The organism is Terriglobales bacterium, from assembly GCA_035561515.1.
Classification (GTDB): Bacteria; Acidobacteriota; Terriglobia; order Terriglobales; family Acidobacteriaceae; genus DATMXP01.
This window is the reverse complement of record DATMXP010000004.1, coordinates 49380-73850: the sequence shown is the minus strand read 5'-3', so window position 1 is coordinate 73850 and position 24471 is coordinate 49380. Positions and strand designations below refer to the sequence as shown.

The following is a 24471-nucleotide window of genomic DNA, read 5'->3' as shown; positions in this document are numbered from 1 at the left end:
GGGACGAATTAGAAGGTCAGCTTGCCGGCTAACCAAATGGTACGGGCACCGGGGTCCGGACCGAAGAAGCCGCCCGGAGACGCGGTACCTGTGATCTGACCGAACGTACCGGAGGCGCAGGCGCCACCAGCGGTCGCATTCGGGCAAGTGGAGTTCGGGTTGGCAAAGTGCGGCGTATTCGTGAGGCTGAAGGCTTCCGCCCTGAGTTGCAGGTTGAACCGCTCGGTTAGCCTGAACTCACGGACCAAAGCCAGGTCAAGTTCGAAATATCCGGGGCCGCGGAACTGATTGCGCCGAGTATTTCCGAACCGACCATTTGCGGGAGCCGCAAACGCGCTCGGGTCGAAATAGCTGCACGACAACATACCAGCCGGACAAGACTGGCCTGCACGCACTGGCTTGCCATCCGTGGTTTGGTAAGTACCCACCAGATCCGCGTACTGCTGCGCGCCCTGGGCGTTCAACGTATTACCATTCGCAAAGACTGAGAATGGCGTTCCGGTCAGGTAGGTGACCACTGGGTTCAACTGCCATCCACCCAGGACCTTTCCTCCCCAGCCTTCCTGCATGAACTGCTGTCCCTTGCCAAACGGCGAGAGCAGGACGCCATAGACCTTGAAGTTGTGGGTACGATCGAAATCAGCCGGTGCGCGATTCGATTCCCAGTAATCCGGATAGGGGTTTCTCAAACCGGAAAGCTCTTCGTTGCCCTGGTAATCGATCGCCTTAGACCACGTCCACACGAAGCCAGCCGTCGAACCACCGGTAAAGCGACGCGTCAACTTCGTCTGTAGGGAGTCGTAGTAGTTGTTCTTGAACGGAACGAGTCCGCCGATGTTGCCGTAGTTGCAGGACGCGTTAGGAGAGCAGGTTACGCCTTTCGCTCTCAGTCTCGCGTTGATCATACCGCCAGCTTGACCTGTCCCGATGGGTGAAGCATTCAGGTTCATGTTCACCAGCGGACGGATCGCACGCGCTCCGACGTAGCCCGTCTCGAGCACAAATCCCTTGAACTCCTGTTGGATCATGAAGTTGAAGGAATTGATGTAGCCGCGGCGGAATGGGTTCGGAATGGTTGTGGTGCCCGCGTTGGTGGGAAGTGGAATAACGCCTGTGCTGATATTAGGAAGCGCAATGTTCTTAAGGCCGGTGTCGATGTTGTACACGCCCAGAACATTGCAGTTGCCCACGCCACCGCCGGCGGCCGTATGGCCAAATGCGGTGCAGGAGAGACTTGCTATAGGCTGAAGAACCGTTGAGCTCGGCTGCGTATTATTTGCCAGCAGAGCCGCCGGATAGGCATTGCGGAAATAGCGCCAGTTGTTCGGGTCGGCACTCATACCATAGCCGGCGCGAATGACTGTCTTGTCAGTGACACGATAGGCCAAGCCGATACGCGGCAGGAATTGTCCGTTACCAACGTCAATGCCATCGTTCTTAGGAACGTTGCCGTATCCGCCGATATAGACGTTGCCATCGTCCTGATTGAACCAGCGAAGACCCTTGTCGTTATCGCTGTAACCGAACGGATAGTACTCCCAGCGGACACCGAGAGTCAGGGTTAGGTTTGGAAATACCTGCCATTGATCACGCAGGTACCAAGCCCACTGAGACCAGCGCAACGAGGTTGGATTGAAGAGTGCTCCCGCCTTGCCGGTTGCACTGGGCAGGCCGAGCAGAAAATCGGCCCAGGTATTGGCAGGCGTTCCGCCGACCACGATCCGCTTGGTTGCATCCGCGGGATCAACGGTAAGCAGAGAGGTTGCGGTGCCGTTGAATTGGAATGTTCCGCGTGGCGTCTGGAATGTTCCGCCCTGCGGCTGGAAGTGGTTGATCTGCGCGTGGTTGTACTCCACACCGCCGCGGAAGGAGTGTTTGCCTCTAATCCAGCTAAGGTTCGTTCCCCACACGTACTGGTTATCGCGGAAGGTAAACGGGTTGCCGGTGTTGGTGTTTCCCATGCTTGCAAGGTTCGAACCACTGCTTGCGTTAAAGGTGAAAGCCGGGAGACCGTTGTACAGAGTGGGATCGCCGGGGAATCCTACACCGTTGGTGCCGGGAATACCCAACTCGCTGACTCCTCTGTCAGTGGTAAGGTCAAACCCAGCTCCGAGCCGTTGGCGCGTGAACCCGGCGTTCCAGTCGAACAGAACCGTCGGCGTAAAGGTGTACGTGCCACCCAGGCCGACACTCTGAATCAAGCCGGTCGAATCGCCAAGCTGTCCACCGTTGGCAGCATCACCGCCAGCGTCTCCAAAGATCGGTGGATCGAATACGAGGATCTTCGAGAAGCTGTACCGACCGAACAAAGTAGACTTGTCGCTCGGAACATAGTTGACCTTGGCGTCGAAATTGTCGCGGTTGAATTTGGCTGTACCGCTCGCCGTGAAGTTGTTCGCGGAAATGGAGTTGGAGAAGATGTTGGCGTAGTTCGGTCCCATCAAGCCGATCATCTTGGCAGCAGCCTGATCGAAGTCAGCGGGGCAGATAACGTTCTGCACACCGTTGCATGAGATGATCTGCCGGTTGAGGCCAGTGGCATCGCCGGTTCGGGGATCGTAAATATTCACACCCAAGCCGCGGAAGTCACCCTGAACCATCTGCGCGATCGGCAGAATGCGGTTTGCGGGGCCAGCAAGGTTGCGCTGGGTCGTGCGCTCCCAATCGGTGAAGAAGAACAACTTGTTCTTAACGACCGGGCCGCCGAAGGTTCCGCCAAACTGATTCTGATTGTTCCGATTCTTCTTGGGGAACCGCACAGGATCAGTGTTGAAGTAGTTGCGAGCTGCGAAGTTCTGATCGGTGTGGAACCAGTGGCCGCTGCCATGGTACTCGTTGGTTCCGGACTTGATCTGAACGTTGACGGCCGCGCCACCTGCCATGCCCTGCTCGGCGTCGAACGAGTTCGTCGAAACGTTCACGGTTTCAATCGCGTCGGCCGGTGGCACATAAGCGACGTTGGCGGGCAGCCAGGGATACAGGTTCTGGGCGCCGTCAATACGAGTGTTTACCGACTGGTTGGACTGACCGTTTACGTTCGCGTTGATAGCGCGCTGCGGGTTACCGGAAATCGAGTTGGTTTCCGCCGTCAATCCGACGCCGGGGATAATGCGCAGCAAAGATTGGAAGTTGCGTCCCTGCGACGACATGGTGGGCAGACTGGTGATCTGCTGTGCCGAAAGGTCGGTGTGAACATCGGCCTTGTCGGTCTGGAGCAGCGGGGCTTCGGTGGTTACCGTAACTTCCGACTGCTGCGACGCAACCTTCAGGGCTGCATCCACACGGGTTATGTTGTTAACCACGACCCGTACGTTTTCGGTTACGTTGCCCGCGAACTTTGGCGCCGTAACAGTGACTTTGTACGTACCGGGCTGCAGCGACGTTAGACGGTAAATGCCGCTTTGGTCTGTCGTCGTGTCACGGGTAATTCCGGTGTTGACGTTGAGCGCTTCCACTTTCGCGCCAGGGACCGCAGCTCCCGAAGCATCGGTGACGTTGCCCGTCAACGATCCGTACAGGACCTGCGCCTGACCGACGGCGGCAAAGACGCCTATCAATAGCAAGACAAGTAAACAGGAGGTCAGAGCTTTCAGAGCTTTTGTTCGCCCTTCGAACTTTTCGACCGGAGTTTGTTTCCACATAGAATCTTTCTCCTCTCACTGCGTTATAGCCGACCGTTGTCCCAACGAGATCCCGAGTGGTTTTATTCGGTTTTTCGTTTCTGCTTTCACCGCTCTGCTGGCGGTTGTTGCTGATACTCCGTTTCAGTGTCTGGGGTGAGCTTCCCCGTCCGTTATCCCGACGCCTTGGCTCGAGTTCGAAGGGTTTTCGAACCCGTTCCTTCGCTCGGAGTGTCCGCACGTGAAAAAGCTCCGAAATGCTGCTGCAAAACTAAAGCCACGGTTCCACGCAGACGCGCCATGCGCGAATCGGCCGCTGGCCTAACTCTCGGAGGCTTACCGGCCAACACGGCGGAAGCGAGTTCGGCCTCAATGATCGGCCCGAACCGCTGCCATAGCCGCGTGAATTCACCTACGACAACAATCTCTTCCGGGGAAAGCGCTGCGATGATCGTGCGCATGCCGCGCCCAACCGCGTGCGCCATCTTGTCCAGGGCTTTCAGTGCGAGCGGGTCATCAGCCTCTGCCAGCGTTAGCAGGTCCTGGAAATCCGGGCCATCGTTGCTCGCTCCAGATTCGTGGTAATAGCGAAGCGCAGCGCGGTTCGAGGCGTACATTTCCCAGCATCCGCGTGCGCCGCAAGCACACATAGGCCCATCCGGATCGAGAGGAATGTGGCCGAACTCGCCTGCCATTCCGTTCATACCGCGGGCCAGGTGTCCGTTCATGAAAACGCCTGTACCAACGCCTTCGGCGACCGTCACCACAACCAGATCGCGCAGTTTCTCCGCATGGCCGAACCAAACCTCGGCGAGAACGCATGCGTTGGCGGCGTTGTCCAGGTCAACCTGCATGCCGGTGGCTTCTTCGATCGGAGTTTTGAGGTCGTACTCCGGCCACTTCAGGTTTGGGGCAAAGACGATCTTGTGCGTGTTCTCATCGACGCGTCCCGGGGCGCTCAATCCAATGCCTTCGAACATCAAGTCTGAATGCGCGCTCATCTGATTCTGGATCGAGGAAATCAAACGAACGACCGTTTTCGCCGGATGCCCGTAAGTGGGAATGGCTTCCTGCGAGAGAAAGCGTCCGTTTACATCAGCCACAGCGACTGTGGTCTGATTGGGACGAAGGTCGGCGACGATAATCGCTCGACGATCATTGAGACGGAGGAACGTGGGACGCCGGCCGCGCGGGAGCCTTCCCATCGGACCGTAGACGACCCACTTCTCCTTGATCAGTTGTTCGGTGATGAGCGATACCGTGCTGCGCTGCAGGCCTGAGACGCGAGCGAGGTCGGCTCGAGAGATTGGCTGACGACGACGGATAAGGTTTAAAACAACGCCACGGTTGATGTCCCTTGCGGTTTCGCTGGATGCAACCTGCGTGTTAGTAAAATTTAAGCGCCGCATTATCCGCCTTGTGACACGTTGAACCCGAAATCAATAACAACCTAACGCGTCCATTAAATTCGCGTGCCGAACTATATACTTTCTAATGGCAATGTCAAGCATTAGTTCGATAAGGCCGTTTTTTGAATGAAAATTCTTTTCCACAAACGGCTTGGATGCCTGTAAGTATCAGAAAGACAGATACTTAACTTTTTGTCTTAGGCTGCTACTTAATACCGGTACAAGCGCACCCGGTAGTAGCAAGTTCGGTCGGTTTCGGCGTTCATCCGCAGGACAGTTCCCTGCCCATTCTCGTCCCCATTCAACCGGCGTTGCTTTTGCCACCCGTTGCTCGTCAGCACCTCTTCATCAACGCTGGCGATACCTGCAATAGGCGGTCCTGCTGTTAGCGGATTAAACGTAACGCCGATGTTACCGGAGCCGGCGAAGACGTATTCATCAGGGCCGAGTTGCAATGCCATCACGGAAACGCGGTCGTCGCGCGATGCGTTCGGTCCCCCCGCGCGGTTCACGGTGAAAAGATAGTTCCCCAACGAGAACCTTCCAAAACGTTGCGCCTCGCCCTCAAGAACCATGGCAGCGATTTCGCCGCTCGCCTGCTTTTCGAGAATCAGCGGAGCTAACTTCGAAAGAATGGCGTAACTCTGCTTGATCGTCTGTTCCGGCCGCTTCTCTGCTCCGGAGCGCAGGTTCTCAGCAGATGGCCTGGAAGCCGCCGTCGATGGATCCGTATCGATCGCATAGGGTACAAATCCGAATGCCTTCAACTGACCGAATGCATAGAAGGCGTTCGCTGCACCGGTGGGTCCGCCAATTGCTTCGGGAATGAACAGCGCATTGTTGGGAGTGGCATATCGGGACGCCCAATGAACGAATTCTTCGAAGTAAATGTCAGGCGTCAGCAGATCCACGTGCGGAGCAACCAGCTTCCAAATGTCCAACGAATGCGGAAGCGGACCACCGCTGTTGTACTGTCCTGGCTGATAATTCGGCCGGATCAATGCAGCATTTACGAATAGCGGGAGCGGATATTCAGCCTTTCCCGCAGAGGCAACAGCTTCGATGTACTTCGCGTACTGCCAGGTCATGAAGAAGTCATCGGTAATCGGAACTTTGCCGAAGACCTCCGGCCACGAGCCAGAGGTTTTCCTGCCGGCAGTCACCCACGCATCACGAAGCTCCGGTTGGATCGTATCGATGTTCTTGCGAATCATGGCTACCAGTTCCTGCGGAACTGCACCAGCGAATGCCTGGTTCGCAATGTCCGAGAAGTCGCGGGAATCTGGGATGACTCCGACTTCGTTCTCCACCTGGACCATGATCACAGTGCGTGCAGTATCGACTTCCTTAATGTGGCGCATTAGAGCGGCGAACGCGCGAGCATCCGCCTGACGGGCGTTGTCGCTGAACGGCGTGATTCGTTCCGTGAGTTGGCCATCGCGGCGCTGGACCCGGGGGAATCGCTTAACGTCACGCTTCACCCATTCCGGAACGTAGCTCGAATACGTATTCTTCCATGTTCCAAACCAAAGGAAGACCAGCCGAAGCTTATTCGCTCGAGCATCGGAGATCAGTCCATCAATGATGGTGAAGTCGAACTTGCCTTCGGTTGGCTCGATCAGTTCCCAGGACACCGGTGTAAGCACGGTGTTCAAGTTCATGGCGGCCAACTTCGGCCAGATCGGCTTCATGTAGTCGACACTCGACGAACTGGAATTCCATAACTCCCCGCCCAAAACCAGGAAGGGCTTGCCTTCCACAATCAAATGGGTCGTGGCTCCGCGTTTTTCGAGGCGCGGAATATCGGAGTTCTGGGCCCGAACTGCATTGGGCGACATAAGAAGCGTTAGTAGAAGTGCGATCACCACATGCTTAGTGTTCATGTCTTCGCTCTCGCAAACGATCCTATTCAGTTTCCGGAATGATTTCGATGTAGTCCAAAGCAGCGCGTTCAGCGCCATCGGGAACGCCCTCAATGCGGATCATGTCTCCCGGTCGAAGGGCGATTCCTTTAATGCGACGGCGTGTAGACGAATCGGCATTTGGCTTTGTTGCGGGCAGATGCAGATCCGCCTTCCAAGCGTCGAGTAACTGGCTGCCAACAAACACACGGTAGGTGGACACACCGTTACGTTGATCGAAGTACTCGACATCGATCTCGTACCATCCCGGCTTGCCCTTGAACTTCACTTCGGCAGTGCAGGACTGGTTGGGTTCAGCGCAGGCAATCGCCTTTCCGCCACCCGACGCACCCTCCCAGGGGGTGACATCGATCGCCGCATAACCTGTCAACGCGAGTGCTTCAGCTTCGGTCCGATTCGGATGATTACCCACCCTGCCCTTAGCATCTGCTATTCCAGAGACTTTCCTGAACCAGTCGTTAACCGCATCGCGCCACACGATCGCATGGCCTGATTGGTACTTCAGTTGGTTCAACACGTCAAAGTAGCGGCCATCGTCAATTTTGCCGTGGAGCGTTTTCCACTGCGCGACGAAATCGCGGACGCGCTCCGCACCCTGGTAATGCGAATCGTAAATCGTCTGAATGATCGTCTTGCCGCTCTTCAACTTGTATGTGTACGGGAGATGGTGGAAGAACAGGATGAGGTCCTCCGGCGTGGTCTCAACCTTCTCGTACATCTTTGCGACTTCGGGCCAGTATTGACCGGCGTAGCCAGTACCCGTGGCAACCGTGCGGTCCATGCCTACAGCATCTTTCTCGGCACGGATCCACTGACCCCAGCCATTGCGCTCTTGTGACTCCGGCGCGGGTCCGTAGTGCGCTCCAGTGATGTTGGTAAGAGTCTGAAGGCCAAGTATCCCTGTGTAGGTTTCGTATACGGGCCATGATGCAAGTTGAATCTGCGACACCGTCTGAACCACTGTCGGCTCATTGTTGAATGTCAATCGAGTCCACTCGTCGATGATCTCCTGTGAGGTCAGGTCCGGATTCCATGCAAGGCGGCCGTAGCCGTACAAGTTGGCCATTGCGAGATGATTGCCCAGCCAGTTCTCATCAAGGCCAACGTTCACCACGCCAACGTAACCTCCGATGGGACGCTGAAACGCACGTCCGGAAAGTATTTCTTTCACCGGTGTACGCCTGCCATTTACGCGCATGTCGAAGTCGAGAACTTCCTTCCACATCGGCACAATGAAAACCGTGTGTTTCTGTTGCCCGAGGTATTCCTGCGTGACCTGAAGTTCGATTGCCTGATTTGTTTTCTCGAGTCCTCCAAAGAGCGGGGATGCAGGTTCACGGACCTGGAAATCGATTGGTCCGTGTTTGATCTGAATGATTACGTTATCTTCAAATTTGCCGTCCAGCGGATGGAAGATGTCGTACGCAGCCCGCGCACGATCTGCCTTCATGTCATTCCAGTCGAGGTGGTGGTTGTAGACGAAGGCCCTATAGAAAACGACGCCTTTATGAGGCTTCAGAGCTTTCGCGATCACGTTAGCGGCTTCCACTGGGCCTCGGCCATAGACCGACGGCCCGAGCTGACCTTCTGAGTCGGCCTTCACGACTACTCCCCCGAAGTCGGGGATCTGGCGGTACACCACATTGAATTTTTCGCTCCACCAAGAAGCGACCTTGGGATCCAGCGGATCGAAGGTATCCAGTCCGCCAACCTGCTTCGGCATGCTGACGTTGACGGCTACGCCGAGTTGCACGCCCCACGGACGCATGGCGTCGGCAATACGGGCGAGCTGAGGGATGAAATCCGGATCGAGAATATGAAGGTCCGCATTCACATTGCTGACGTTGCAGCCGTTAATACCGACCGACGCCAGCAGTCGCGCGTATTCGGAGACCAGCGACAGATCTTCGCGGACTTTACGGTTTTCGAAAAAGATGGATTTACCGGCATAGCCACGCTCGATGCTGCCGTCGAGGTTGTCCCACTCGTTTGTCCAGCGAATCGGCGCGGAAGGAGACTGAGCTTCATTAAGCACATCGAGCTTTTGACCCTGCGCGATCTTTCTCAACAGCGCGAAAGATCCGTAGAGAACACCTCGCTCAGTCTGGCCTGTAACGATGAGAGACTTGAATCCCTTCACCTGTCCCAATGCCAGATAGTAACCGTCTCCGCTTAGCTTCACGCTTGCTGGTAGCGTGAATCCAAGCGTCTTCAAACCGTCGGCCGTTCCGATGACTATCGCGCTCTCGGTCGGGGCACTCTTCACCATCCGGAGCGTTCGGCCGAGCATTCCTTGAATACCCAGAACGACTTCGTTCTGCGCGTTGTTAAGAATAGGAGTGTCGCCAACCAGCACCGTGGTTGCGGGCAGCGTGCTGTAAAAACGAACACTTACCGCATCCAAGCGTGCGTAGCGCAGCCAGCCTGCTTTACCGGTTTCGGCGAAAGCCGGAAACGCGAGCAGCAGAAGAATGGTGACGACCGCCAATCTTCCGCAGAATGTTTTCAGTTTTGTGGATTTGATGAAGGAATAAAGTGGCGACGAGTATCCATGCGTAGGTTTCATGTCCCTGCCAAAAAGAAATTGGTGAGAGCCGCGCCTATGCACGGCTCTCCGCTAGGAATGCGTTGACTGAGTACGGCTTGGTCGAAACTTGATGGAGTATAAAAGGCCCACGACGGTGAGGAGCGCTCCCCACCAGATGTCGGCATGTAGTTCGTAGAGCACAACGCGGTGCTCGAGAGGTGGAGGTGAAACGAGATGGTACAGTCCGGTACCAAAAATCAGAACGCCAGTCACCACCAGACAAATACCGATGAAGAACCAGATTGAAATGCCGCCTTCGTGCATCGTTTCACCTGCCTACCAGAAGATGATATTGAGAATGACGAACACGATTCCCACAACCGCCGCCCAAAACGCTGGACGATGGATGAGCGGAACGTCTGTTTCGTGCGGAATCGGAGTGGCGCCGTAAACCAAGCCGACCAACTCTGATTCCGGTTTCGGTTTCGTCATGTAACTTACGACGATCGTTACGACGACGCAGATGATCCAGCACCACAGGGCTCGGAACATATTCTCCGCCATTGGCTTGGCTGCGCTGGAGAGCGCGATGTAACGCAGAGCGCTCGGATCCGCCGTTACCCACGCCCACATGCCAATCGAGGACAAGGTCCCGGCCAGCAGGCCCAGGAAGCCGCCCATTGCAGTAGCCCGTTTCCACAGCATACCCAGCAACACGGTACCGAACAGCGGGGCAATGAAGAAGCTGAACAACGCCTGCACGTAATCCATGATGCTGGCGAACTGCATCACCAGATACGCCGTTCCCACGCTGATCAATACACCGATGACCGTGCACCAGCGCCCCATGGAAACGTAGTGCTTATCGCTGGCGTTCTTGTTGATCATGGCGCCATAGATGTCATAGGTCCAAACCGTGGTGAATGCGCTGACGTTCCCCGCCATGCCCGACATAAATCCCGCGATCAGCGCGGTAATACCGAGACCGAGAAGCCCTGGGCCACAGTACCGTGCGAGCATGAGAGGCAAGACTTCGTTGTAGCTGTGTCCTGCGGTGGCGATCGCTTCCGTTTCGCCAACCAACTTTACCGGCAGCAACGCCAATCCGAGCAGTCCAGGCAGGATGACGATGAACGGCACCATCATCTTGAATGCCGCACCAATGATGGGAGCCATCTTCGCCGCACGCAGGTCTTTTGCGGTCAGCACGCGTTGGACAACAAGGAAGTCGGTCGTCCAATAACCCATGGAGATAACGCAACACAACCCGAATACAATGCCAACCCAGTTGATCCCCATTGGATTGTTGTTGAAGTCACCGAGCGTGGACCAAAGGTGCGTGTACTCAGAGGAAGCATTCTGAGAAATCCGCGCCCACAGGTTGGCCCAACTTCCCGTTTCGACCAGACCGAGGATCGGGATTAGGAGGGCACCCGCCCAGATCAGGATGAACTGAAGCACTTCATTGAAGATCGCGGAGCGCAAGCCACCGAGGGCGACGTATACGGCCACGGTGATGGATGAAACCCAGATTGAGAAATGGATGTCCCAGCCCAGGACCACCTTCATCACAAGCGCCATCGAGTACATATTGATCCCGCTCATGAGCACGGTCATGAATGCAAATGAAATGGCCGACAACGCACGTGCCGGCTCGCCAAAACGGAGCTTCAGATATCCGGGAACCGAGTGCGTCTTTGAGATGTAATAGAACGGCATCATCACCAAGGCGAGGAACAACATCGCCGGGATGGCGCCGATCCAGTACCAGTGGGCAGCAAGAATACCGTACTGATAGGCTGCGGCAGCCCACCCCATCAATTCCAGCGATCCCAGATTGGCAGAGAGGAAACTGAGACCTGCGATCCAGGCCGTCATCTCGCGTCCGGCCATGAAGAAGTCATCGCCGGTTTTGGCACGACCTTTCAGATAAAAGCCAATCGCCAGCACAAGGGCGAAATAGAAAACAATGATGATGATGTCTACCGGCGCGAGGTAAACCAGCCGGCTAGGCTGCGCAAACATGGCGAGGATCAAGTGAGGTTTCCTCCTGCACTGTCCGAAGTGGTCAAAAATTACGCTATGGAACCGCTGACCGCAACTGCCAATACACACGACACGCGAAGCATTCGTTCACGCGTCGAATTAAATCGTGCAGAAGGTTACCACTAGTGCTTCGAATCTCCAAGCAGGTGCTCATCCGCACTGGTCGTGGTTCGACATAAAGGCCCGCCGGCGCGGCGCATCCATGACGCCCGAAGGACTAACAGAAAGGGCTACCGCGAACGGTAGCCCCGACATACTGAACACTATTACCGCGTGCCGAGAAGGATATCGACGGTCAACTGATCCAATTTCTCGTATGGCAGCCGCTTCTTCATCATCGCGTCTTTGTCGAAGGCATGGCCCAACAGCGCAGTAGCACTTTGTTTCGAGTACTTGCCGTGGTTGTTTGCGCCATGTGGCTTCGGGTTGATTTCCGCCAGAATGGCCTGGATTTCTTTGTCCGCATTCCAGCGCTCGGCCTTCTCTTTCAGCATGAGATAAGTCCTCATGCAGCCACGGGCGAAGTCCTTCACGCCTTCGTAATCTTCGGTCCGGTACGCGTGCGCGTCGAAGTGGCGAGGGCCGGCATAACCAACGTCTTCGAGGAACTTAACCAGCCAGAAAGCAGCCTTGATATTGGCAGAACCAAAACGGAGGTCCTGGTCATACCGGCCCGGCTCCTGGTCATTCAGATCGATGTGGAACAACTTCCCTGCTTCCCAAGCCTGGGCCACACCATGCATGAAGTTCAGTCCGGCCATGTGCTCATGGGCGACTTCCGGGTTTACCCCAACCATCTCCGGATGCGCCAGCGTCGGGATCAGGCCGAGATAATGGCCGGTGGTGGACATGTAAATGTGAGCGCGGGGCTCGTTGGGCTTCGCTTCTAAAGCAAACTTGTATCCGTATCCCTTGTCGATGTTGTACTCGCAGAGATAGTCGATGGCATTGCGCAAACGCTTCACGGCCTCGTCGGCACGGCGGCAACCATCGGTTTCGACGCCTTCACGCCCGCCCCAGAGGACAAATATCTTCGCGCCTAGTTCGGCGCCGAGATCCATCGCTCGCATCGTTTTCTGGATCGCGTAGGCACGCACATCGGGATCGTTTGCGGTGAACGCACCATCGCGGAATACCGGGTGATAAAAGAGCGACACGGTCGCCATCGGAACCACGATATTGTTCTTCTGGCAGGCGTCCTTGAACTCTTTCACGATCTTGTCACGTTCCAAGGGCGTGGCATCGATTGGCACCAGGTCGTTGTCGTGAAGGTTGACGCCCCAGGCGCCAACTTCTGCCAGTAATTTGACGATGTCGACAGGGCTGATCGTCGGTCGCACCGCGTCACCGAACGGGTCACGGCCGCGGTTCCCGACGGTCCACAGCCCAAATGAGAACTTATGCTCCGGCTTTGGCTGGTAAGGATTATTGCTTTTCGTCATTCTTTATTCCTCTCTGCCACCACTTCGGTGAACTTTGGCTTAGCAACTTCGATAACCGGCGGTTATTATTGCCTCCCAGACCGTTTTTGGGTCATTTGTTTAGGAGGGAATGCCTTTAAGACGTTATTATTTGTTTGACAAGCAAACTAAATCGCAGCAAATTGTAGCACTCCGGGGACTTCGACTGCGGGATTTCATTCACTCATTTTTATCAAGACAATTCGAAGACTTGGTTCTTGCGGTGGCAGTATCAAGGTTCCCCTGGTGTGACACCGGAGCGTTTTGTTGAACTTCATACACGAGAATTTCTTACTCGAAACCGAATCCGCCCGACGGCTGTACCACGACTATGCCGAGGACCAGCCAATCTTTGACTTTCATTCCCATTTGGAAGCAAGCGAGTTCGCGCAGAATCGTAGGTTCCGGGACTTGTTCGAGATCTGGCTTGAGGGAGACCACTACAAATGGCGCGCCATGCGGGCCAACGGAGTCGCCGAGAAATACATAACCGGTGATGCGTCGCCACATGACAAGTATCTTGCCTGGGCTCGCACGGTTCCCTTTACGCTGCGCAACCCTCTGTATCATTGGACCCAGCTTGAACTGAAGCGTTACTTCGGCATCGATGATTTGATGGACGAAAGGTCAGCCGAAGGTATTTGGAAAAAAGCGAACGCCCTGCTCCAGTCGGCCGACTTTTCTGCCCTTGGAATCATTAAGAAGTTCAAGGTGCGCGTGATTTGTTCCAGCGACGACCCGTGTTCGTCCCTGGAATTCCATAAACAGGTAAACGCCTCAAATCCTGAGTTCAGGGTGTTCCCGTCCTTCCGTCCGGATCCCGCACTTGCGGTTGATGCGCCGGAAGCTTTCAACGCCTGGGTTTCGCGTTTGGAATCCACATCGGGCAAAAGCATATCCAGCCTGGCCGAGTTCCTGGACGCGTTGAAGGCGCGTCACGATGCGTTTCATGCCGCGGGGTGCCGACTGTCGGATCACGGATTGATTTACTGCCATGCGAATCCGTGCTCTGAAGAACGCGCGAAGGCGATCTTCGCAAAAGTGCATGCCGGGCAGATTCCTTGTCCGGAAGAACATGATCAGTTTGCCTCTTTCATGATGATCTACTTCGGTCGTCTGGACGCGGAGCGCAACTGGGTTAAGCAGCTGCATTTGGGCGCACTGAGGAGTGCAAACACCAGAGCATTGCGAGAACTCGGCCCAAATACCGGATTTGACTCGGTCGGAGACTGGCCGCAGGCAGTCTTGCTGAATCGATACCTTGACCTGCTTGAAAACGAAAACAGCCTTCCCAAAATGGTGATTTACAACCTCAATCCCGCTGAGAACTACGCCTTCTCGACTGCCGCCGGAAATTTCCAGGACGAGTCGATCGCGGGAAAGATCCAGTTTGGCAGCGGCTGGTGGTTCCTCGATCAAAAGGAAGGCATTGAATGGCAGCTGAATACACTGTCGGCTACGGGCTTGCTGTCGCGTTTTGTCGGCATGGTTACCGACTCGCGCTCGTTCATGTCGTTCCCTCGACACGAGTACTTCCGGCGTGTGTTGTGCAACCTATTGGGCAATGACATGGAAAAAGGGCTTCTACCGAACGATGAGGTGCTGATCGGCACGATGGTCAGAAACATCTCATACAAAAACGCATACGACTTTTTCGGCCTCGATCTATCGGCCGAAGCGATGAAATAGATCAACACGCCATCAAATACAGAGCGCCGGGTGTGAGGCCCGGCGCTTCTATTTACAGTCCAGCCTTCTTACCAGCTGTGCATGGTGCCGTCGAGTTTGCGGTTCACCGGCAGATACGCTCGCTGGTATGGATACTTGGCCGCGAGTTCTTCGTCGATATCGACACCAATCCCCGGCGCCTCTCCCGGATGCATCAGTCCATTCTCGAATTTGTAGCTGTGTGGAAACACGTTGTCGGTCACGTCTGCGTGCGCCATGTACTCCTGGATTCCGAAGTTGTGAACGCTCAGATCAAAGTTCAGCGCCGCACCCATGCAAACGGGGCTCAGGTCAGTCGCGCCATGCGATCCGGTACGAACGTGATAGATCTCTGCAAAGTTGGCGATCCGCCGCAGGTGAGTGATACCGCCAGCGTGCACAACGGTAGTGCGGATGTAGTCGATCAGTTGTTCCTGGATGAGCTGCTGGCAGTCATAAATTGAGTTGAACACTTCTCCCACCGCAAGCGGGGTTGTCGTGTGCCGCCGAATCACCCGAAATCCCTCCTGCAATTCGGCGGGAGTCGGGTCTTCCATCCAGAATAATCGGTATGGCTCAAGATCTTTGCCGACCCGCGCTGCTTCATTCGGTGTGAGCCGGTGATGGACATCGTGCAAGAGGTGCAGTTCGGGGCCGAACTCTTTTCGTAGCCGAGCGAACAGCGTGGGAATGAAGTTCATGTACGCTTCCGTGGACCATTCGTTCTCCGGAGGCGCGCCTTTTTCCGCAGGCTCATAATGCCCCGGCCCATGATGCACGCCATACGTACTCGATAATCCCGGAATGCCTGACTGGGCACGGATCGCCTTGTAACCCTTCTTCATGAAGTCGGCCACTGCCTTCACGGTATCTTCGACATCGGTGCCGCTCGCGTGCCCGTATACGAGGACGCCCTCCCGAGACGCGCCTCCAAGAAGTTGGTACAGCGGTGCATTCAGGGACTTGCCCTTAATGTCCCAGAGCGCTGTATCGACCGCCGCGATAGCGGTCATCGTGACCGGACCTCGCCGCCAGTACGCGCCCTTATAGAAGTACTGCCATATGTCCTCAATGCGCCGAGCATCACGGCCGATGAGCAGTGGAACAACGTGGTCCTTTAGGTAGCTTGCGACTGATAACTCGCGGCCATTCAGCGTCGCATCTCCGAGTCCATAAACGCCGTCCTCTGTGATGATTTTCAGGGTGACGAAATTTCGTCCGGGGCTGCAAACGATAACCTTTGCATCAACAATCTTCATTTTCGCGTCCGATCCGGCACACTCTCAGGGAGGTAGCGCGCCTTGATTTTACTGTCGCGCTCTAGTAGTTTCTAGATTTTGTTCGTACCTCGAACAAGATTTCTCAACGCACATGCTCTTTTGTGCGGAAAGCCGGCACTCCATGCCTTCCCCCCTCCGCTTTGCGAAAGCTCTCGTATTGATCCTATTCGCTGTCTGCGTTCAGAACGCCCTTGCGCTCGGACAGCCTCGATATGTGGAACCGTCTTGCACACCGGGTTGTTTCACCATTGCCGATGGCGAAAGCACAGCCACAATACTGGTGGATCCGAGCGATTGGCCCGGAGTAATCCGGGCGGCAAAGGACCTTCAGGCTGATATCAACCGCGTCACCGGGCAGACAGCAAAAATAGTGAATGTCGCTTCGCAAGCCGGAAAGAGCGCCATCATCATCGGCACGATTGGGAAGAGTGCGCTGGTTCGCAGACTCGCGGCATCCCGCAAGATCGATGTCTCTTCCCTTTCGGGCAAATGGGAAGCCTTCGCCCTTCAGGTTGTGGATCGCCCTCTGCCGGGGATTGATCGAGCACTCGTCATTTATGGCAGCGACAAGCGCGGAACGATCTTTGGCATCTACGACCTTTCGGAGCAGATCGGAGTATCGCCATGGTACTGGTGGGCCGATGTTCCCGTTCAACACCGCGATTCCCTGTTCATCAAGGCGGGTCGCTTTGCGCAGGGGCCTTCACCAGTGAAGTATCGCGGAATCTTTCTTAACGATGAAGCGCCAGCGCTCACAAATTGGGTGAAGGAAAAGTTCGGGAACTACAACTCGCAGTTTTATACCAAGGTGTTCGAACTCATCCTCCGCATGAAAGGCAACTACTTGTGGCCGGCCATGTGGAACAACGCGTTCAATGAAGATGACCCGGAGAATCCGAAACTGGCGGATGAGTATGGCATCGTGATGGGTACCTCGCATCATGAGCCCATGCTTCGCGCGCAAAAGGAATGGAAACGGCACGGTACCGGTCCGTGGGACTACACCAGGAATGCCGGGGTCCTTAGAAACTTCTGGGAAGAAGGCGTCACCCGGAACAAGAACTACGAAAGCATCATCACGGTCGGCATGCGCGGCGACGGCGATATGCCGATGTCCGAAGATGCCAACGTTCAGTTACTGGAAAAGATCGTTGCCGACCAGCGCGACATCTTGAAGCGTGCAGTAAATCCCGATGTTACAAAGATTCCTCAGGATTGGGCCCTGTACAAGGAGGTGCAGGAGTACTACGAAAAGGGGATGCGCGTCCCCGATGATGTAACGCTGCTGTGGGCCGATGACAACTGGGGCAACATCCGGCGCCTGCCGACCGCCGAAGAGCGCAAACGCTCTGGCGGTGCGGGCGTGTATTACCACTTCGATTATGTCGGTGGTCCGCGCTCCTACAAGTGGCTTAATACCAACCCCATCGCGAAGGTCTGGGAACAGATGAACCTGGCGTATCGGTACGATGCCAACCGCATCTGGATCGTGAATGTCGGCGATCTCAAACCCATGGAGTTCCCCATTGAGTTCTTCCTCAGCATGGCGTGGAATCCGGAACGCTGGGGCAAGGACAATATCGCTGAGTTCACTCGTTTTTGGGCAGAGCGCGAGTTCGGGCCGACTCACGCTGCTGAAATCGCAGACATCGTGGCGAAGTACACGAAGTACAACGGTCGCCGTAAACCTGAACTGATCGATTCCACCACCTTCAGCATTACCGATTATCAGGAGGCGGACCGCGTCTGGAAAGAATGGCAGGACATTACGGATCAAGCGGAAAGAATTTACGGTCAGCTTCCGCCTCAGTATCGCGATGCATTTTTCCAGCTAGTCCTGCACCCGACGAAAGCGTCCGCGCAAGTCACGCAACTGTACATTGCAGCCGGGAAGAACAATCTCTATGCGACACAGGGACGAGTAAGCGCGAACGACTGGGCTGCTAAAACCCGCGAACTCTTCAAGCGGGACTCTCAACTCTCAGACGAGTATCACAAGTTGAACGGCGGCAAGTGGAATCACATGATGGACCAGACCCATCTCGGATACACCTATTGGAATCAGCCGCCGTTGAACAAAATGCCCGCCATAAACGAAGTGCAGCCAATACAAGGCGAGGCAATGGGCATCGCCATGGAAGGCTCATTCGCACCCGGCCGCTTCCGTCCACCGGCTCTGCCCGAGTTCGACGTATTCACGAAAGAGAGCCACTACATCGATGTCTTCCGGCGCGGCCTCGACCCTGTGCAGTTCAAGGTTAACGCCAGCCAACCGTGGATACTTTTGAGCACTTCCGGTGGAACACTCACCGACGACCAGCGCATCTGGGTCAGTATCGATTGGGGCAAGGTCCCGCCTGGCAAGGCCGAAGGGAACATCACCTTTGATGGGCCGCTTGAGTTCCGCTTCCCAATTAAAGTAACTGCTTTCAACCCTTCGGAACCGAAGGCGGAAACGGTGGAAGGCTTCGTGGAGGGTAACGGCTATGTTTCAATGGAGGCTACCCACTACACGAACAAGGTCGATACCGCTCGTGCTCGCTGGGAAAAGATCGACGACCTCGGACGAACGTTGTCGTCGATGAGCGTATTCCCCGTCACGGCGGAAAGCGTCACTCCTCCGAACAGCCCTCGTCTGGAGTACAAGGTTTACCTCTTCAACCCCGGTGAAATCGAAGTCGAAGCAATCCTCTCGCCCACGCTTAACATTGCTCCGGGCCGTGGTGTTCGATATGCAATCTCGTGGGACGACCAGCCCCCGCAAATCATCGATGCACTCGAGCACAACGAACTCAAAGACTGGGAGAAGTCTGTGGAAGACGCCGTGCGGAAAGTGAAGACAAAGTTCAAAGTCGACGGCGTCGGATACCACACCTTGAAGTTCTGGATGGTTGATCCTGCGGTCGTTCTCCAGAAGATTGTAGTTGATACCGGGGGCGTTAACCCCAGTTACTTAGGGCCGCCGGAAAGTTTCCGTGGCAAGCCGGTAGCTATCAATTAGAAGCAAAGAAAGCGGAGGGTTAAACTCCGCTTTTCTAGGCTCCCCGGTTCGGGTCTAGTCAGGTAGGGTCACAGCTTCGCCAGTAATCACGAAGTGGGACTCCAGTCCGTTTGGCCTTGCCAGTCCTGGCCTGGTGACTGGCTGTCCACCCCCGACCCATACCTTCACTTCCCCTGGAAGCACGCGGTGCTTCCCGTTCTCATCAACCACGCTCAACTGACGGTTATCAATATTGAAACTCACCATCTTCTTTTGTCCCGGATTCAGTTGCACACGTTGAAAGCCGGCGAGTGCTCTCAAAGGCGCCCCAGCAGCACTGCTTGAGAGATACAACTGAACAACCTCTTCTCCTGCACGTTGTCCCGTGTTCGCCACTTCCACCGAAACGCTTACGTTTCCATTGGTCGGCGTACTTCCGGTGTTTACCCGAAGGTTTCGATAACCGAAACTGGTGTAGCTCAAACCAAACCCGAACGGGTACAACGGGTCGCCTTTGAAGTAACGGTAGGTTCGGTTTGCCATGCTGTAGTCGTCAAACGGCAATAGCTCTTGAAGCGATTTGTAGAACGTGACCGGCAAACGTCCGCTCGGGCTGAAATCACCGGCCAGCAATTGCGCAACAGCCGTGCCACCCTGACCGCCGGGATACCATGCCTGGATGATCGCCGGCAGATTCCGATCGGCCCAGTTGACCGCTAACGCGCTGCCGCCACCAAGCACCAGCACGATCGGCTTCCCAAGAGCATGTATGCTTTCGAGAAACTTCTGCTGGGGTGCAGGAAGATCGATTTTCGTCCGGTCACCGCCGCTGAACCCCTCGGCGTTAACCTTCATTTCTTCACCTTCGATTCTGGGCGAAAGGCCCATGGCCGCAAGGACGAGATCTGCTGACTTAACCGCTTCGGCGGCCTGCTTCTCGGGTTCGCCCAAGATGCTCCAGATGAGTTTGGCCTCGGCAGCACGGATCAATTGAAAGTACTCGATCTTTACGTTGTAAACGCGCCCGGCCTCAAGACTGATGTGAGTCGTAACCGTGCTCGCGGGACGGTGCGGAGTCCAGTCTTCCACGACCACTTTGTCATCCAGCCAAACGCGGTAGCCATCTTCGCCCGTGAAGCCGATCAGGTACTCGCCAGTTTTCGGTGGAACGAGCACGCCCGTCCATCTGGTAGAAAAGTTCTTCACCAGGTTCGGGTATCCCGGCACGCCTTCGTACATCCATTCGAAGTTCAGCAGTTTGTCTGTCCGGCGAAGTACCGGTTCGCCTTCGAGTTTGATGTTGGTGAAGTACTCAGCTTTAAGACCATTCTCTTTTCGGGAAATGTCGGTGAACAGATACTCGGTGGGAATCGGATCCGTCGCCGGCCCGGTCAGTCCAATGCCCTTTGCGTAGATAATCTTCGACTCCGGAAATCTCGCTCGAATTCCTGCAAGAATGGTCACAGGATGGCTTGGAGTCCCGGCATAGTTTCCTATCAGTGCGTCCTCACTGTCGGCATTCGGGCCGACGACGGCAATGGTGTTGTACTTCTTCTTCAGGGGCAAGAAACTATTTGTGTTCTTTAGCAGCACCAGGGACTTTTGCGCAGCCGTAAGCGCCAGTTGTCGATTCGCTTCGGTATCGAAGTCCTTCGGCCCGATCTTGTCATAGGGATTCATCGACGGCGGATCGAACATGCCGAGACGGAACCTCGCCGAGAACAGCCTCCGTAATGACTGATCGATCACAGCTTCCGTGATGATCCCATCCTGAACGGCTTTCTCGAGGGCCTCTTTTTCCAGTTTCACGCGTGACTGTGGTGGCATGCCGCAGATCAAATCCGTACCAACTTGGAACGAAACCGCGGCTCCTTCTTCCATGGTTTTGGTGAACTTGTGTCCGGTGAAGACGTCTTCAATCGCCGCACAATCGGATACGACGTAGCCCTTGAAGCCCCATGCTCCGCGAAGATAATCCTGTAACAGCACCTTGTTGGCACACGCGGGTTCGCCGTTCACGGCGTTGTAGGCACACATAACAGATTCGGCCTTGCCGTCCATTACCGTCGCGCGGAACGCCGGCAGATAGGTGTCTGCCATATCGTGCTTCGAAACGGGCACATCGACGTAGTGCCTCGTCAGTTCGGGACCGCTGTGGACGGCATAGTGTTTCGGCGTGGCAACTGTCTTGAGATACTTCGGGTCACTTCCTTGCAGCCCTTTCACAAAGGCCAATCCCAGGCGCGATGTCAGATAGGGATCTTCGCCGTACGTTTCCTGGCCACGTCCCCACCGCGGGTCTCGAAAAATGTTGATGTTCGGGGACCAAATCGTTAGCCCCTTGTACCAATCTGTGGATCCATCGGCATGCACGTTCGCCTTGTACTTGGCACGAAATTCCGTGCTGATCACGTCGGCGATCTTGAACATCAGTGGCTCATCAAACATCGCAGCCATGCCGATTGCCTGCGGAAACACTGTTGCGTTACCCGCGCGCGCCACGCCGTGTAAGCCCTCATTCCACCAGTCGTATTCCGGAATCCCAAGTCGCGGTACAGCATCGGCCGTGTGGGCCAATTGCGAAATCTTCTCCTTGAGTGTCATGCGCGAAATCAGGTCGTTCACGCGCTCATCAACCGAAAGGCTCGGATTTTTGTACGCAGGAGTTTGGCCGGTCTGTTGTGCGACTACACACACGCGGGCGACAACGAGTAGGAGACAAAGGAACGCAAAGGAGTATCGCTTCATTTTCCTCACCGAAAGTCGAAATGATGAACCGGAGGGCCGATCGGCTCGGAAGCTGAGCCGAGTCTCGTCCGTGAGCACCTCTCGTCGAAGTGCTCACGGAACTCGCTTTTAGTGATGTGCCGATTTGCGATTCGCGGTCTTGATTACTGAATCAAAGGCTGCTTTTGGTTTGCCTTCACGATCGAAAAGCAACGGGTAGTTCGTCCTGCCGCGGATGGGCCAATTGTTCTTCCAGGACTCCTTATCGGTGACGCCCCAGAACGTGACCCTGTCCACAGTGCCACGATATTTGTAGTAAATACCGAACAGATCGGCATACCGTTTTGCCAGCGCCTGCTGCACAGAATCCGGCAAACCATTCGTATAGGGATTGAGTTGCGGAGTCGCCTGCATGCTCCTCGTGACTTCGGCGTCACCGGAAGCCTGCTGCGGAGGACGTGGCAATACATCGATATCCAGTTCCGTGATCGCAACCTTCAACCCGATCGCCCTGAAGGCGGCGATGGTGGCATCCTGCTGCTCAACGGTCGGCCACTCGAGATCGTTATGGCCCTGGAGTCCGACGGCTGTCACTGGCACCCCTTGCGCCTTGAGTTTCTTCAGCAGGGCAATGGCACCATTTCTCTTTGCTTCATTCTCGAGAGAGAAGTCGTTGTAGTACAACTCGGCCTTTGGGTCCGCTTCATGCGCAAACTTGAACGCCTGCGCAATGTAATCCTCACCGATAATAGTCATCCACTTCGATTGCCGAAGCGTGCCGTCTTCATTCAGAGCTTCGTTAACTACATCCCATCCGTTGATCTTCCCTTTGTAGCGGCCAACCACCGTATGGATGTGATCCCGCATTCGCTTGAGTAAAGCGTCTCGAGTTAACGGATTTCCCTTCTCGTCCTCGAACACCCATTTCGGCGTCTGGTTGTGCCACACAAGCGTGTGACCGACCATGAACATCTTGTTCTTCGTGCCGAACTCCACAAACCGATCCGCCGCCGCAAAATCGTACTCTTCCGGCTTCGGATGTACTCGTTCCCATTTCAGAATGTTTTCCGGGGTGATCGAGTTGAATTGTTCCTTGATGATTGCAGATCCGCTTCCTGGCTCCTCGAAGATCTGCGCGCGATTCATCGCGGCGCCCACGAGGAATGTGTCCTTAAATGCTGACTTTAATGTTGTCTGCGCATCGGCGCTGACAATCACTCCAAGCAACAGCATTGCAAAAGTAAGTTGTCTCATCATGGCCAATGATTGCTCCTATGAACTCGTCGTAGGAAGCGTGTCACCCATGTAGGCCTTGCGCCGCTCCATCAACTCGTTCTGTATGCGGATATTCAGCTCTTTGCCGATCGGGTAAAGCACCAGGCAAACTAGCACAACGCAAAGCGCCAGCGCAGGATAGAGGCTCGCCCCGAGACGAATTCCCAGCAATGCGCGCTCGGTCTGTTGAAGGTTCGGAACATATCCGTAAGCATTGATGATCCACGCGCTCAATGCGCCGCCGAGACTGAGTCCCGCTTTTAACGCAAACAGGATACCTGCGTACATGAATCCGGTAGCCCGGCGATACGTCTTCCACTCCGAGTAGTCGGCAACATCGGCAATCATCACCCAGAGCAGAGGAACAGTTGGCCCCCAGCCGACTGCCCAAAGCACGCTCCAGAAGTACATCTGCCCAATCGATGTCGGTGAAGCCAGGAAAACGCCGGCAGTGGCGAGAGTGGTGATGAACGCTCCGATCAGGAATACCGCCTTCTTGCCGAAACGGTCCGCAAGCGGCTTCGAAAGAATGATTCCCGGGATCTGGATAATGCTGCCGATTACGAAATAGAGGCTGAGTCCGACTGCCGCCGCATTGGAGCCGTCAGGAGCAATCAGCAACCCAAGTGAGTTCAGCACAGACTTAAAGCCGCCGATAGAAGCCGGATCACCACCTGCCAAGCCGATCGACTCCAAGACACCTTTCAGATGTGCTTGATCGAGATAGTAGGTAAACATGTAGTTCGATGAACTACCGCGCACGACAAGCATCGTAAATACCAGAAGCGTGAGCACGAACATCACAATCCACGGCTCGCACGTAAATACGTTCTTGAGGTCGGCTTTGATCGATGATTTCTGCCTCGGATCCGGGATAACCCGTTCTCGCGTGCTCGCGAACGTGATCAGGTTCAGCACAACGATGCAGCCCGCGAAGATGGCCATCGTCATGGCCCAACCCTTTGCTGAATCTCCCTGGCCCAATTTGGCAACCAGCGGAAGAGGTAGTGCCTGAATCAAGAACTGGCCGACCAGCGCGCCCACGAATCGGTAGCTCGCAATTGCGCTTCGCTCACTGGCATCCGGAGTCATCACACCCATAAGGGCTGAATAGGGCGTGTTATTCGCGGAGTAGAGCATCATCACCAGCGTGTAAGTGATGTACGCATAAATCAGTTTCCCTTGTGTGCCGACATTCGGGGTTACATAAACTAGCCAGAACACCAAGCCGAATGGCACTGCGGTAAACAGAACCCAGGGCCGGAATTTGCCCCACCGCGTATTGGTACGATCCGAAAGCGCTCCAATGATGGGGTCGAACACAGCATCCGCAAGTCGAAGCACCAGGAACATTGAGCCAACTGCCACTGCGGAAAGCCCAACTGTGTCGGTATAAAAACGGGTTTGATAAAGAATCATTGACTGGAAGAAGAAGTTCGTCGCGATGTCCGCGCACGCGTATCCAGCCTTTTCTCTCACTGCTAACTTCTGAACGCTCTCAGCCATTTCATTGGCCTC

General features: G+C 55.4%; 12 protein-coding genes. 2 read left to right on the top strand and 10 right to left on the bottom strand.

Annotation, left to right across the window (positions count from 1 at the left end):
• Positions 1-8 precede the first annotated feature (8 nt).
• From VN577_01055 to xylA, 6 genes are all read right to left on the bottom strand, one after another.
• Positions 9-3641, bottom strand: coding sequence for a TonB-dependent receptor (locus tag VN577_01055; GenBank protein ID HWR13386.1), 3633 nt, complete (start codon positions 3639-3641; stop codon positions 9-11).
• A gap of 152 nt (positions 3642-3793) precedes the next feature.
• Positions 3794-5029, bottom strand: coding sequence for an ROK family protein (locus tag VN577_01050; GenBank protein ID HWR13385.1), 1236 nt, complete (start codon positions 5027-5029; stop codon positions 3794-3796).
• Positions 5030-5238: 209 nt separating this feature from the next.
• The gene (locus tag VN577_01045) at positions 5239-6912 is read right to left on the bottom strand and encodes a DUF5597 domain-containing protein (protein ID HWR13384.1); all 1674 of its coding nucleotides are present in this window, start codon (positions 6910-6912) and stop codon (positions 5239-5241) included.
• Between the two features lie 22 nt (positions 6913-6934).
• Positions 6935-9517, bottom strand: a complete 2583-nt coding sequence (locus VN577_01040; GenBank protein ID HWR13383.1) for an alpha-glucuronidase family glycosyl hydrolase — start codon at positions 9515-9517, stop codon at positions 6935-6937.
• Between the two features lie 297 nt (positions 9518-9814).
• On the bottom strand, positions 9815-11515 hold the full coding sequence (locus tag VN577_01035; protein ID HWR13382.1) for a sodium:solute symporter family protein: 1701 nt from the start codon (positions 11513-11515) through the stop codon (positions 9815-9817).
• 275 nt (positions 11516-11790) lie between these two features.
• Positions 11791-12966 carry a xylose isomerase gene (gene xylA / locus VN577_01030; protein ID HWR13381.1) on the bottom strand — a complete coding sequence of 392 codons (1176 nt, stop codon included), beginning with the start codon at positions 12964-12966 and terminating at the stop codon, positions 11791-11793.
• Between the two features lie 285 nt (positions 12967-13251).
• Between xylA and uxaC the strand changes: the two genes are divergently transcribed.
• Complete coding sequence (gene uxaC, locus VN577_01025; GenBank protein HWR13380.1) at positions 13252-14673, top strand: glucuronate isomerase; 1422 nt, start codon at positions 13252-13254, stop codon at positions 14671-14673.
• Positions 14674-14741: 68 nt separating this feature from the next.
• Here the strand turns inward: uxaC and manD are convergent, their stop codons facing one another.
• Positions 14742-15950 carry a D-mannonate dehydratase ManD gene (gene manD / locus VN577_01020; GenBank protein HWR13379.1) on the bottom strand — a complete coding sequence of 403 codons (1209 nt, stop codon included), beginning with the start codon at positions 15948-15950 and terminating at the stop codon, positions 14742-14744.
• A gap of 142 nt (positions 15951-16092) precedes the next feature.
• Here manD and VN577_01015 point away from each other — a divergent pair, with 142 nt between their 5' ends.
• Positions 16093-18972: a glycosyl hydrolase 115 family protein gene (locus VN577_01015; protein ID HWR13378.1), complete on the top strand. Its 2880-nt coding sequence runs from the start codon at positions 16093-16095 to the stop codon at positions 18970-18972.
• Positions 18973-19026: 54 nt separating this feature from the next.
• Here the strand turns inward: VN577_01015 and VN577_01010 are convergent, their stop codons facing one another.
• The 3 genes from VN577_01010 to VN577_01000 all read right to left on the bottom strand — a co-directional run bounded on the left by VN577_01010 (position 19027) and on the right by VN577_01000 (position 24459).
• Positions 19027-21699, bottom strand: a complete 2673-nt coding sequence (locus tag VN577_01010) for a glycoside hydrolase family 3 C-terminal domain-containing protein (GenBank protein ID HWR13377.1) — start codon at positions 21697-21699, stop codon at positions 19027-19029.
• Between the two features lie 108 nt (positions 21700-21807).
• Entirely contained in the window at positions 21808-22935 is a 1128-nt protein-coding gene (locus VN577_01005) for an endo-1,4-beta-xylanase (protein HWR13376.1), read from the bottom strand.
• Between the two features lie 15 nt (positions 22936-22950).
• Positions 22951-24459, bottom strand: coding sequence for an MFS transporter (locus VN577_01000; GenBank protein ID HWR13375.1), 1509 nt, complete (start codon positions 24457-24459; stop codon positions 22951-22953).
• Positions 24460-24471: the final 12 nt, after the last annotated feature.